We start from the raw sequence: 13404 nt of genomic DNA, 5'->3' as shown, positions 1-13404 counted from the left end.
AACCGCATCGGCACGGCGATGAACGCCTATTCCGCGGCGACCACCTCGGGCTCGGCGTCGCTCAGCGGATGGGCGAGGCGGCTCAGCATCTCCTTGGGGCAGACCTGCCAGAACTGGCCGCGGCGGCGATCCCAGTCGGAGAGAATCCCCTCCGACCATTTGCTGCCCGTCGCCTGCGCGTGATCGGCGATCAGCGCCTTGAGCGTCGCTTCCCAATGCGCGCTGTCGAGGCGCTGCCAGACGATCGATTCGCCGTTGGCGCGGCGTTCGAAGCTGGCGTCCTCGTCGAGCACGAAGGCCATGCCGCCGGTCATGCCGGCGCCGAAGTTCGAGCCGACGGGGCCGAGGATCACCGCGGTGCCGCCGGTCATATATTCGCAGCCGTTCGCGCCGCATCCCTCGACGACGACCTCGGCGCCCGAGTTGCGCACCGCAAAGCGCTCGCCCGCCTGGCCCGCCGCGAGCAGCGTGCCCGCGGTCGCGCCATAAAGGACGGTGTTGCCGACGATGCTGTTGTGCTGGCTGACCAGCGGGCTCGACACGGTGGGCCGCACGATGATGCGGCCACCCGACAGGCCCTTGCCGACATAGTCGTTCGCATCGCCGAATACCTCGAGCGTGATGCCCTGACACAGGAAGGCGCCGAGCGACTGGCCGGCGGTGCCGCGCAGGCGAATCTCGACATGGCCCTGCGCGAGACCGGTCATGCCGAAACGCTGCGTCACCTCGGCCGACAGGCGGGTGCCGACGGCGCGATGGGTGTTGCGGACATTATAGGTGAGCTGCATCCGCTCACCGCGCTCGAACAGGGGCTTCGCGTCGTTCAGTATCTGCGCGTCGAGGCTGTCGGGCACCGGGTTGCGGAAGTTCGGTCCCTTCGAGCGGCGCTGATCGTCTGGCGCGTCGACCTTGGCGAGGATCGGGTTGAGGTCGAGGTCGTCGAGATGCTCGGCGCCGCGGCTGACCTGGCGGAGCAGCTCGGTGCGGCCGATCACCTCGTCGAGGCTGCGGCAGCCGAGCTTGGCGAGAATCTCGCGCACTTCCTCGGCGATGAAGGTCATCAGGTTGATGACCTTCTCCGGGCTGCCGGTGAATTTGGCGCGCAGCTTTTCGTCCTGGGTGCAGACGCCGACTGGGCAGGTATTGCTGTGGCACTGGCGCACCATGATGCAGCCCATGGCGACGAGGCTGAGCGTCCCGATGCCGAACTCCTCGGCGCCGAGGATCGCGGCGATCACGATGTCGCGCCCGGTCTTGAGCCCGCCGTCGGTGCGCAGGCGGATGCGGTGGCGCAGCCCGTTGAGCGTCAGCACCTGATTGACTTCGGACAGGCCCATTTCCCACGGCGTGCCGGCATATTTGATGCTGGTCTGGGGTGATGCGCCGGTTCCGCCGGTGTTGCCCGAGACGAGGATGACGTCGGCATGCGCCTTGGCGACGCCCGCCGCGACGGTGCCGATCCCCGCCGAGCTGACGAGCTTGACGCAGACGCGCGCCTTCGGATTGATCTGCTTGAGGTCGTAGATGAGCTGCGCGAGATCCTCGATCGAATAGATGTCGTGATGCGGCGGCGGCGAGATCAGCATCACGCCCGGCGTCGAATGGCGCAGGCGGGCGATGAATTCGGTGACCTTGAAGCCCGGAAGCTGGCCGCCCTCGCCGGGCTTGGCGCCCTGTGCGACCTTGATCTCTATCTCGTCGCAGGCGCCCAGATATTCGGCGGTGACGCCGAAACGGCCGCTCGCGATCTGCTTGATGTTGCTGTTGGCATTGTCGCCGTTCGCATAGGGGCGATAGCGCGAGCTGTCCTCGCCGCCTTCGCCCGACACCGCCTTGGCGCCAATGCGGTTCATCGCGATGGCCAGCGTCTCGTGCGCCTCGGGCGACAGCGCGCCCAGCGACATGCCGGGGGTGACGAAACGCTTGCGGATCTCGGTGATCGCCTCGACGCTGTCGAGCGGCACGCCCTGCGCGGGGAAATTGAATTCGACGAGGTCGCGCAGATAGACGGGCGGCAGGTCGGCGACCCCGCGCGCGAATTGCAGATAGGTCGAATAGCTGTCGGTCGCGACCGCGGTCTGGAGCAGGTGCATGAGCTGCGCCGAATAGGCGTGCGCCTCGCCCCCCGCGCGCTGGCGATAGAAGCCGCCGACGGGCAGCGCGGTCACGCGGCGGTCGAACGCCGCCTCGTGCTTTTCGACCGCGTTGATGAACAGCGACTGATAGCCCTCACCCGAAATCTTGGCCGGCATGCCAGGGAAGAGATCGTTGACGAGCGCGCGGCTGAGGCCGACCGCCTCGAAATTATAGCCGCCGCGATAGGAGGAGATCACCGCGATCCCCATCTTCGCCATGATCTTGAGCAGGCCGTCGCCGATCGCCTTGCGGAACTGCTGGCGGCAGTCGGCGAGCGACAGCTCGCCGAACAGCCCGCGCGCCTGGCGGTCGGCGATCGCGGCTTCGGCGAGATAGGCGTGAACGGTGGTCGCGCCGACGCCGATCAGCACCGCGAAGGCATGGGTGTCGAGCACCTCGGCCGAGCGGACGTTGATCGAGGCATAGCTGCGCAGCCCCTTGCGGACGAGATGGGTGTGGACCGCGGCGGCGGCGAGCACCATCGCGACGCCGACCCGGTCCTCGCCGATATTCTGGTCGGTCAGGAACAATTCGCTGCGCCCGGCGCGCACCGCATCCTCGGCCTCGCGGCGGATGCGTGCGATCGCGTCGCGCAGCGCCGACGCGTCGCCGCCGGCGGGGAAGGTGCAGTCGATGTCGGCGACGGCATCGCCGAAATAGGCGCGCAGCCGATCCCAGTCGTCGCCGACGAGAACGGGCGATTCGATGACCAGCACATGCTCGCTCTGCCCCTTTTCGTCGAGGATATTGGCGAGATTGGCGAAGCGCGTGTTGAGGCTCATCACATGCCGTTCGCGCAGGGAGTCGATCGGCGGGTTGGTGACCTGGCTGAAATTCTGGCGAAAGAATTGCGCGACGTGGCGCGGCTTGTCGGAAATGACCGCGAGCGGCGTGTCGTCGCCCATCGAGCCGATCGCTTCCTTCGCATCTTCGACCATCGGAGAGAGGATCAGTTCCATATCCTCCATCGTCAGCCCGGCCGCGACCTGACGGCGAAGCAACTCGGCACGGTCGAAGGCGGGGATGCTCGCCTTGCCGGCCCTGGGCAGGTCGGCCATCGTCCGGAACCCCTTGACGCGAGCGGCATAATCCTGCGTCCCGGCGATCCGGTCCTTGATCGCGCGATCCTCGTAGAGCGTGCCTTCGTCGAGGTCGACGGCGATCATCTGGCCGGGGCCGAGGCGCCCCTTCTTGCGGATGCTCGCCTCGGGCAGCAGCACCATGCCGCTTTCGGACCCGACGACGAGCAGATTGTCGGCGGTCAGCGAATAGCGCAGCGGGCGCAGCGCGTTGCGGTCCATCCCCGCGACCGCCCAGCGGCCATCGGTCATCGCGAGCGCGGCGGGGCCGTCCCACGCCTCCATGACGCTGGCGAGATAGGAATACATCGCCTTGTGCGCGTCGGGAATGTCGTCGTCATGGCCCCAGGCTTCGGGCACCAGGATCAGCTTCGCGGTCGGCGCGTCGCGACCGGCGCGGCAGAGCGTTTCGAACACCGCGTCGAGCGCCGCGGTGTCGGACGCGCCCGCCGGGATCACTGGCTTGATATCCTCCGAATGCTCGCCGAAGGCGAGGCTCGCCATCTTGATCTCGTGGCTGCGCATCCAGTTGCGGTTGCCGCGGATCGTGTTGATCTCGCCATTATGGGCGAGGGTGCGGAAGGGCTGGGCCAGCCACCATTGCGGAAAGGTGTTGGTCGAATAGCGCTGGTGAAAGATCGCGACCCGGCTCTCGAACAGCTTGTTCGTGAGGTCGGGATAGAATTCGGCGAGGCTCTCGGCGAGGAACAGCCCCTTGTAGATGATCGAGCGGCACGACAGGCTGCAGATATAGAAATCGGCGATCTGCGCCGCGATCACCTTTTTCTCGATGCGGCGGCGAACCAGATAGAGCTGCTTTTCGAATTCGGCGGCCGACTGCTCGTCGGGCATCGGCCCGGCGATCATGATCTGCTCGATCTCGGGGCGCGTGCGCTGCGCCTTATCGCCGATCACCGACACGTCGACCGGCACCTGGCGCCAGCCATAGATGGTATAGCCCGCCTCGATGATCTCGGTCTCGACGATGGTGCGGCATTCCTCCTGCGCGGACAGGTCGGTGCGCGGCAGAAAGATCATGCCGACGGCGAGGCGGTTCGGGCGCACCTTATGCCCCGACGCCGCGATCGCATCGTCGAAGAAGCGTTCGGGCAGATCGACATGAATCCCCGCCCCGTCGCCGGTCTTGCCGTCGGCATCGACCGCGCCGCGGTGCCAGACCGCGCGCAGCGCCTCGATTGCCGCCTCGACGACGCGGCGCGATGGCTTGCCGTCGGTCGCCGCGACCAGCCCGACGCCGCAGGCATCGGATTCGAGGTCGGGCCGGTACATGCCCGTTTCGGCGAGCCGCGCGTGATCGGGGGTGGGGAAATGCGTCATGTCTTCGTTCCTGACAGGTCCGCGTCGTCGCCCCGGTTGAGGCCGGGGCGATGAGCGGCTTTTCAATCCATTGGTGGCTTTGTCTTGCGAGCGTTGGCGACCGCCTGTTCCTGCGCGTCGAAGACGGCCGATGCGGCGTTGCCGGCCGCCTCTTCCAGCGCTTCGACTTTCTGCCGATCCGCTTCCGACCAATTGTCGCGGTCATAGGCGGGATCTTCGATCGCGGCATCGGCGGCGACCTCGGCCGCTTCCGCCGCGTCCGCTGCGGCGTCGACCGCATCGTCGGAGGCGCTCCAGTCGTCGTTCGGCGCTGCCTCGACCTCGACCGCCTCGGGAGGGGAGGCCCAGGCGTCGCGGTTGTCCTTCAACACCTGGACATCGACCTTCATCAGCTTGGCGAGCGTCTTGAGTTCGGCGTCGCTGAGGTCGGTCAGACTCCTGTCCTTGGGCAGATCGTCGAATTTCTCCGCGACCTTCGGGGCGCGGTCGATGAAGTCGAGCACCATCGGCGGAACCGCCTTCGCGACCGCCAGCATCACTTCGGGATCGGCCTGTGCCGCCATCCATTCGCTGGCATAGGCTTGGCCGGTGGGTGTCGCGAAAAAGCCGTTGAGTTCGCCGAGCTGGTCGGCCGTGAACTTGCGCGCATAGGCCTTTGCCATACCCTCGCGCATCGGCGGTTCGAGGTCGGCGAGGGCTTCGCTGATCAGCGGTTTGACGATCCTGGTGATCTGATCCTCGCGCTGCTGGCGGTGGGGGTCGAACAGATCGGCGACCGCGGTCTTGCTGGCGGCGTCGAGCGCGGCGACCTTGTCGCTCTCCACCCCCGTCTTGATCGACAGCATCAGGTCCGACGCGCCGTCGACCTGCCCCATCAGCGTCTTGAACATCTTGCCGTAAAGATTGTCCATCATCCGCTCGAGGCTGCCCGTCGGGATCAGCGCGGCAGTCGTCCGCTGCGCGAGCGCGAGGCGCGCGGGCTCGATCGGCGGCAGGTCGCTGGTATCGAACATCTGCTCTATCAGCGCGATCGCCTCGTCCATCTCCTTCTGCATCTTGGCCTTGGCGTTGGCGAGCGCGGCGTCCGAAACGGCGGCGTCCTCCGCCGCAGCCTGATCGGCGACGACTTCGGCGTCCGGCGCTTCCTGCGCCGCGGCGATGGCAGGAAAGGGCGCGACGATCATCGCGCCGGCGAGAAGGATGGCCTTGAAGCTCTTCGTCATTTCCATATCCTCCCGCTCAGGACTGCGTCGACGCATCGGTCTGGACGCCCGCGTCCTTCAACTCCTGGCTCAGCCGTTCGAGTTCGGCGGGCAGCCGTTCCATGCTGCTCGCGATCGACTGGCGCTGCCATGCAGCGATGTCGGGGTCGGACATGATGTTCATCGATTCGGTCACATAGATGCGGCCGGTCGGGGTGCGGAAAAACGTCTCGATCTCGCCGAGTTGCGCCACGGTGAAGCGACGGGCGTAGGCGCGGGCCATCGCGTCGAACAGGCCGGGCAACTGGGTGCGGAGCTGCTCGACCGTCAATTGCTGCTGGCGCGCGACGAAGCGGTCGAAGACCGTCTTGGCCTTGGGATCGGCGGCCAGTTCCGCGGCGCCGAAATGCTGCTGCATCCCTGCCGAGACATTGGCCATCGTGACCGCGACGAGCTGTCCCATCATCTCCTCGCGCTGGGCCGCGGGCATCATCACCTCGATCAGGCTTTGGGCGGCGGCGATTCGGTCGGAGGCTGGCGCCTCCGCCGGAGCCACGGCGGCGGACGCCGCCTCCTGCGCATGGAGCGGCGGAGCGGCGAACGCGGCGGTGAGCAGCATATATTTCCAGGTCGACATGTCGGTGTTCCTTACCCTGTTGATCAGGCTGCCTTCCTCTCGTCTTTTGCTTTCGCTTTCAACCATTTCGACATCTGGTCCGCGACGTCGGTGCCGTCGCGAATGCCCCAGACCACCAGGCTGGCGCCGCGTACGATATCACCGGCGGCGAAGACGCCCGGCAGGCTGGTCATCATCGTCTGATGGTCGACGCGCAGCGTGCCCCAGCGGGTGACGCTGAGTTCGGGCGCGCCGAAGAGCTGCGGCAGGTCCTCGGGATCGAAGCCCAGCGCCTTGATCACCATATCGGCGGGCAGATCGAAGCTGCGCCCAGGGTCGGCCTCCGGGCTGTGGCGGCCGCTCGCGTCGGGGGCGCCGAGGCGCATGCCGGCGACCGCGACCTGCTTGACCCGCTTGTCGGCGGTGAAGCGTTCGGGGGCCGACAGCCAGACGAATTCGACGCCTTCCTCCTCGGCATTGGCGACTTCGCGCTGCGACCCCGGCATATTGTCGCGGTCGCGGCGATAGAGGCATTTGACCGATTTGGCGCCCTGGCGGACCGCGGTGCGGACGCAGTCCATCGCGGTGTCTCCGCCGCCGACGACGACGACATGCCTGCCCTTCGCGTCGAGCCGGCCGTCGTCGAAGGCGGGGACGGCGTCGCCGAAGCCCTTGCGGTTCGAGGCGATCAGATAGTCGAGCGCGGCGATCACCCCCTCGGCCTCATTGCCCGGCACGGCGATCTCGCGCGCCTTGTAGACGCCGGTCGCGATCAGCATCGCATCGTGGCGCCGGCGCAGTACGTCGAGCGTCGCGTCGCGTCCGACCTCGAAGCCGAGGTGGAAGTGGATGCCCGCCTCGACGAGCCGCTCGATCCGGCGCATCACGACATCTTTCTCGAGCTTGAAGCCGGGGATGCCATAGGTCAGCAGCCCGCCGGCACGGTCGTGCCGGTCATAGACATGCACCTCATGCCCCGCGGCGCGCAGATGTTCGGCGGCGGTGAGGCCAGCGGGGCCGGCGCCGACGATGCCGACCGACTGGCCGGTCGCGGGGCCGACCCGCGCCGGCTCGACCCAGCCCTCGGCCCAGGCGGTATCGGTGATATATTTTTCGACGCTGCCGATCGTCACCGCGCCGTGGCCGGAGAATTCGATCACGCAATTTCCTTCGCACAATCGGTCCTGCGGGCAGATGCGGCCGCAGATCTCGGGCATGGTCGAGGTTGCGTTCGACAGCTCATAGGCCTCGCGCAGCCTGCCCTCGGCGGTCAGGCGCAGCCAGTCGGGGATATGATTGTGCAGCGGGCAATGCACCGCGCAATAGGGCACACCGCATTGCGAGCAGCGCGCCGCCTGCGCGTCGGCGTCCGGCGCGGCATAGCGCTCCGCTATCTCGCGAAAGTCGCGCGCGCGCTCTTCGGGCGAACGCTTGCCCGGATATTGTTGGTCGCGCTCCACGAACTGAAGCATGCGGTCGGAAGCCATACAAAATCCCCTTCTGAAGGGGGCGAATGCAGGGCACCCGACACGCTGTCACCAGAAAAATGCAATTTAGGGAATGATCACTGCCCTAAAATGGACTCTCAAGACGGAATATTTTGCATCACGCAACATAATTTCCAAAATTATGTCCGATACGGACCTATCTGAGGGCGAGCCATACCAGTGCCGCGGCCCCGATGATGATCCGATACCAGGCGAAGGGCGCGAATCCATAGCGGGTGACGACCGCAAGGAAGGCCTTGATGACGATCCAGGCGACGATGAACGAGACGAACGCCCCGACGCCGATCAACCCCAGGTCGTCCCCGGTGATCGCGTCGCGATGCTTGAAGAGCTGGAGCGCCGTTGCACCGCTCAGCGTCGGCAGCGCTAGGAAGAAGCTGAATTCGGCCGCGGTCTTGCGGTCGACGCCGAGCGACATCGCGCCCATGATCGTCGCGCCCGAGCGGCTGACGCCGGGGATCATCGCCAGGCATTGGACGATGCCGATCAGGATCGACTGGCGCGTCGATAGCGCGGCGACCCCGCCGCTCTCTCGCGGCTTGGCGAAACGTTCGACGAGCAATATGCCGAAACCGCCAATGACCAGCGCCCAGGCGACGACGACGGCATTTTCGAGCAGCATCTCGATCTGGTCCCCGAAGGCGAGCCCCAGGATCACCGCGGGAAAGAAGGCCAGCAACAGGTTGCGCACGAAGGCGATGGCGACGGGGTCGCGGCGGAAAAATCCGACGAACATGTCCCAGAACAGATGGCGATAAAGGACGACGATCGCGAGGATCGCGCCGGGCTGGATCGCGATGTTGAACACCGCCCATTTCGACGCGTCATAGCCGAGCAACTCGGTCGCGAGGATCAGGTGCCCGGTCGACGACACGGGCAGGAATTCGGTCAGCCCTTCGACGATGCCGAGGATGATCGCGGTCAGCCAGATCATCGGCGGATTCCTTCAAGCGGCGGTCGGGTGGGGGAGGGGCTCATGGTCGGGCTTTCGGATTGCGGGGGAATCGAGAAGGGCGCCCGGTGGAGGCCGGGCGCCCTTGGCATGCGTCTAGGCGGTGCGAAGGCGTTTTTCCAGACCGCGCCAAAGCGGAATGCCGCGGCGTGGCCTCACCGGGCCGCAATCGCGGCGAAGCGGCCGTTGCGGCGATATTGGACCAGCCAACCGTCGACGACGTCGGCCAGCGCGGTCGGCGTGATGCCGAGCTGTGCAAGCCCGTCGCTATCGTCCGTGACGACGGTGTCGGTCTGCAGCATCAGCCACTGATCCCTGGTGATCGGTGCGCCGGGCAGCCAGCCAAGCCCGCTCGCGAGCGCCGCGCCGACCGCGTCGGGCACCTCGACGAACAGGCGTTTGCGTCCGGTGGCGTTCGCGATCCACTGCTGAAGCGCGGCCATGGTCAGCCCCTGCGGTCCGCCGAGTTCGAAGGTCCGGCCCGCCGCCGACGCATCGAGCGCCGCGACTGCTGCCTCTGCCACGTCGCCGACATAGACCGGCTGGAATTTCGCTTTGGGGGCAATCACCGGCACGACCGGTGACATCCGGATCAGCGCCGCGAAGCGATTGATGAAGCGGTCCTCGCGCCCGAAGACGATCGAGGGACGCAGGATCGCCGCGGTGGGGAAGGCCGCGCGCACCGCCGCCTCGCCGCCGCCCTTGCTGCGACCATAGGCCGAGGGGCTGGCCGTATCGGCGCCGATCGCCGAGACATGGACCAGTGCGCGCACGCCGGCCTGCCGCGCGGCGGCGGCGATATTCGCCGCACCCTTGGCATGCACCGCCTCCATGTCGTCGAAGCTGCCGACGAGATTGACGACCGCGTCGCTGCCCTGGACCGCGCGCGCGACGCCGGTCGCCTCGCGGACATCCACGGCAACGAACTGCATCTGCCCAAGCCCCCCCAGCGGTTTCAGGAAGGTCGCCTGCCGCGGTTCGCGCTGCGCGACGCGGACGCGCGCGCCGCGCGCCAGCAGCTTCTGCACGACATAGCGGCCGACGAAGCCGCCGCCGCCGAAAACGGTGATCAATTGTCCGTCGAGTTTCTGCATGACCCTTGCCCGTGACCGATTCTCTCGCGCGGCGCCCACAGGCACCACCCGCGCTCCCATGCCGCGAAGCGTCCGGCGGAGCAAGGGGCAGGGGCGCCCGCAGCCGCAAATCCGCCACCGCGCGGCAAAATATCGTCATGGACGGCCGAGCGCGGTTGACAAGCAGTCGCCCCCGCCGCTAAGCGCCCGCTCCTACCCCGTGCCCAGATGGCGGAATTGGTAGACGCACCAGCTTCAGGTGCTGGCGATCGCAAGGTCGTGGAGGTTCGAGTCCTCTTCTGGGCACCATTTACCCTTCTCCTGACATCCCAGAACCATCGACAAAACGGCAGAAATCTGCCATTTTCTCCTTGGTCTTGTCTTTTGGTGTCCGAGGATATTTCACTCGATCTCACTCGAAATGGGGCCACCGGAATAGGCGATGGCCCCACGGCCATTTTCTGGTGGCCCCACTGCTCGCTTGAGATGTAGCGCCGGCCGAGACCTGCTTGCAGGAGTTGAGTCGATGTCCCTTACCGATGTTATGATCCGTTCGCTGAAGCCGGAGGGCCGGCCCTACAAGCGCGCGGACGCTGGAGGCCTCTATCTCGAAGTGCGTCCGACAGGCGCGAAGCTCTGGCGCTTCAAGTATCGGCATCTTGGAAAAGATAACCGCATCGCGCTCGGAGCCTATCCGGAAGTGCGCTTGGCCGAGGCGAGGCAATTGCGCGACGATGCCCGACGTAAGCTGCGCGAGGGCGTGGACCCGCTTGCCGAGCGCAAGCGTCAGAAGCTGATCGCGCAATTCAATGCCGGAAACACGTTCGGCGACATCGCCAAGGAGTACATCGACAAGTCGGTCGCCGAGGGGCGAGCCGATGCGACGACAGTCAAGGCGAACTGGCTGCTCGACCAGCTCAAGCCGATCGCGAACATGCCTGTCGCCGATCTCAAGCCTGTTGAGGTGCTCGCTGCACTCAAGAGGATCGAGGCACGCGGCAAATATGAGACGGCGCGGCGCGCCCGCTCCTTTGCCAGCAGGGTTTTCCGCTATGCGGTAGCAACCGGAAGAGGAGAGAGCGATCCAACGGCCGTATTGCGGAGCGCGCTGATTGCTCCGCGTGTGACGCACCACGCTGCGCTGCTGGAGCCGGAGGCGGTCGGCGCGTTGCTGCGGTCTATAGATGCATATTCCGGAAATGCGATCACTCGCCTCGGGTGTCAGATCGCGCCTCATGTGATGGCCCGGCCCGGAGAGCTTCGTAAGGCGTTGTGGTCGGAGATCGATCTCGACAATGCAGTCTGGGACATTCCTGCGGAGCGGATGAAGATGCGCCGGCCTCATGCCGTGCCGTTGTCATGTCAGGTCGTGAGCTATTTGAGCGAGCTTCATGAGCTGACCGGACCCGAAGGGTTTGTCTTCCCTGCCTTTCATACGTTTCGCCGGCCAATGAGCGAGAACACGCTCAATCAGGCGTTTCGCCGGATGGGATACTCCACCGGGGAGGTGACGGCTCACGGACTCCGAACCACTGCCTCTTCGCTCTTGAACGAAAGCGGCAAGTGGCATCCCGACGCAATCGAGCGTTCCCTGGCGCATGCAGACGCCAATGCCGTGCGCGGGACTTACAATCGAGGGCGCTATTGGGATGAGCGCGTAGCGATGCATCAGTGGTGGAGCGATTATCTGGACGCCTTGCGGGCATCGGACGAAGCTCAGATAGCGGCGCTGATATCGAAATGAAGCGCCGCCCCTTGCAAATCTTCTAGATTGTTCCTAAGAATGATAATGTAGATTCTCATTCTGGAGAATGATATGGCGACGCGGCTAGCCTCTCAAGCGGATCAAGGACGAGTGCTCTCGGAGGCAGTCGCGCGCGTGGCTACGTGTTGGAAACTGACGAATGAGCAGTTGGGCTCGGTCGTCGGAATTTCTGCTGCAACGGCATCGCGGCTTCGTTCCGGCAGTTATCAACTCCAGCGAGCCGAGAAGGCGTTCGAACTTGGGCAGTATCTTGTCCGGCTTTTTCGCAGCCTCGATGCGCTCATGGGGAGCGACGACGCGGCGTCGACGTCTTGGCTGAAGTCGGAAAACTTGGATCTTGGCGGCAGACCCATCGATCTGATCCGGACGATCCGCGGTCTGAACGACGTGGCCGACTATGTCGATGACTACCGCGCCCGCGTTTGAGCGAACGCCGAAACCGGAGCATTTTCGCGCCTACGGTGGAAAGTTGTGGCGGATCGTAGAGGCACAACATCGGATTTCGACTAACCGTCTGGCTGCTGGCGCCGACGATCAAGCGTTGCTCGAACAGCTTGTGGAAGAAGTGAAACCGACCTTGCCGGTAGCGGCGAGACACCTTCACTATCTGCTCGCAACCCCGTTTCGCTACGGGCATAAGAGTAGCTCGAGATTTCGCCGCGCTGGCGAGAAGCCCGGCATCTTCTATGCCGCAGAGGCAATTGGCGCTGCGATCGCCGAGACAGCCTATTGGCGGCTGCGCTTCTACTCTCGGTCGCCTGGATTCCAGCCGCCGAGCACGACCGTGGAGCATTCGGCAATCAGTGTCTCGGTTGCGATGGATCGTCTGCTCGACCTGTGTGCAGGACCATTTGTTGCGGGAGCGTCGCTGTGGATGGCGAGGGACGACTATTCCGCTTGCCAGCAATTTGCGTCTGAAGCGCGAGAGATTCACGCGCAGGCTATCCGCTATGCGTCCGTTAGAGATCCTCAGCATCGTGCGAACGTGGCCCTGCTGGACCCATCGGTTTTCCGCGACCCAGCGCCTCGCAATGCCCAAACCTGGCATATTCGCTACGAGCAGGGTGAGTTGATCGCCCTTCGCGCCTTCCCGTCGGAAGAGAGGTTCAGTTTTCGCCCTTCAGATTTCGGCCTCTGACTGAGCTCTTTGTCAAAGGGAGTTGGTTCAGACGATCAGCGATTGCGGCGGAGCTATTTGGCCTTGATGTAAACCCGAAGCAGATCGCGCTTAATGTTGACGGCACCAGATTTTTCGCTCGGCGAGACCATGCCCAAAGACGATGAAGAAGCGCTGACAGCCGCCTATTCGATGATTTCGGCCTTGGCGCATTTCTTCTCGAAATCGAGCAGCGCGCGCCGCCACTGCTCGCGATTGGCGCCCGGAACGATACTGAAGAACAGAAGATTGGGAGCGACGCGCCCGCGAATGACCGGGCAGTCCGCCGGACTTCCCACCAGCGAGACGAGGTTGCTTCGAATATCGATGGCTCGCTGTATCGGGTCGCACTGGCGAGCGAATTGGATTGCAACGACAGACTTGCGCGCGGCTACATAGTCGGCGGTTTCGCTGAAGAGCGAATATTTAGGCCGGGTTCGCGAGGTCATTGAGCCCACCTCAAAGCCGTTGTCCGGATCGAGGATGGTGACACGCCTCGAAGAGGAGACCCGGATCGGCAAAGGCGGGACCCTGGCGGCGCAGCTGTCGCGGCTCGACCTGATCGTGCTCGACGAGCTC

General features: G+C 65.1%; 10 protein-coding genes and 1 tRNA gene. 4 read left to right on the top strand and 7 right to left on the bottom strand.

What is annotated here, in order from left to right:
- Positions 1–26: 26 nt before the first annotated feature.
- From gltB to FHR21_RS08420, 6 genes are all read right to left on the bottom strand, one after another.
- Positions 27–4553, bottom strand: coding sequence for a glutamate synthase large subunit (gene gltB, locus FHR21_RS08445; protein WP_184097200.1), 4527 nt, complete (start codon positions 4551–4553; stop codon positions 27–29).
- A gap of 62 nt (positions 4554–4615) precedes the next feature.
- Positions 4616–5776: a DUF2059 domain-containing protein gene (locus FHR21_RS08440; protein ID WP_184097198.1), complete on the bottom strand. Its 1161-nt coding sequence runs from the start codon at positions 5774–5776 to the stop codon at positions 4616–4618.
- A 16-nt stretch (positions 5777–5792) separates the two neighbouring features.
- Positions 5793–6392, bottom strand: a complete 600-nt coding sequence (locus FHR21_RS08435; protein ID WP_184097196.1) for a DUF2059 domain-containing protein — start codon at positions 6390–6392, stop codon at positions 5793–5795.
- Between the two features lie 23 nt (positions 6393–6415).
- The gene (locus FHR21_RS08430; protein WP_184097194.1) at positions 6416–7858 is read right to left on the bottom strand and encodes an NAD(P)-dependent oxidoreductase; all 1443 of its coding nucleotides are present in this window, start codon (positions 7856–7858) and stop codon (positions 6416–6418) included.
- A gap of 157 nt (positions 7859–8015) precedes the next feature.
- A complete protein-coding gene (locus FHR21_RS08425) occupies positions 8016–8813 on the bottom strand; it encodes an undecaprenyl-diphosphate phosphatase (RefSeq protein ID WP_184097192.1) in 798 nt (265 codons plus the stop codon).
- Between the two features lie 173 nt (positions 8814–8986).
- Entirely contained in the window at positions 8987–9925 is a 939-nt protein-coding gene (locus FHR21_RS08420) for a complex I NDUFA9 subunit family protein (protein WP_184097190.1), read from the bottom strand.
- A gap of 201 nt (positions 9926–10126) precedes the next feature.
- Here FHR21_RS08420 and FHR21_RS08415 point away from each other — a divergent pair.
- From FHR21_RS08415 to FHR21_RS08400, 4 genes are all read left to right on the top strand, one after another.
- Positions 10127–10213 (top strand) — tRNA-Leu (locus tag FHR21_RS08415).
- Between the two features lie 217 nt (positions 10214–10430).
- Positions 10431–11648, top strand: coding sequence for a tyrosine-type recombinase/integrase (locus FHR21_RS08410; RefSeq protein ID WP_184097188.1), 1218 nt, complete (start codon positions 10431–10433; stop codon positions 11646–11648).
- A 72-nt stretch (positions 11649–11720) separates the two neighbouring features.
- Positions 11721–12095, top strand: coding sequence for an MbcA/ParS/Xre antitoxin family protein (locus FHR21_RS08405; protein ID WP_079639557.1), 375 nt, complete (start codon positions 11721–11723; stop codon positions 12093–12095).
- Positions 12073–12807: an RES family NAD+ phosphorylase gene (locus FHR21_RS08400; RefSeq protein ID WP_246427131.1), complete on the top strand. Its 735-nt coding sequence runs from the start codon at positions 12073–12075 to the stop codon at positions 12805–12807. Before FHR21_RS08405 ends, FHR21_RS08400 begins: the two co-directional genes overlap by 23 nt.
- 164 nt (positions 12808–12971) lie before the next feature.
- Here FHR21_RS08400 and FHR21_RS08395 read toward each other — a convergent pair whose 3' ends face one another.
- Complete coding sequence (locus tag FHR21_RS08395) at positions 12972–13283, bottom strand: hypothetical protein (protein ID WP_221235100.1); 312 nt, start codon at positions 13281–13283, stop codon at positions 12972–12974.
- Positions 13284–13404 lie beyond the last annotated feature (121 nt).

The sequence above is a fragment of the Sphingopyxis panaciterrulae genome (assembly GCF_014199295.1).
Taxonomy (GTDB): domain Bacteria; phylum Pseudomonadota; class Alphaproteobacteria; order Sphingomonadales; family Sphingomonadaceae; genus Sphingopyxis; species Sphingopyxis panaciterrulae.
Note: the sequence above shows the minus strand (reverse complement) of the source record. Positions and strands in the feature narration are given on the sequence as shown.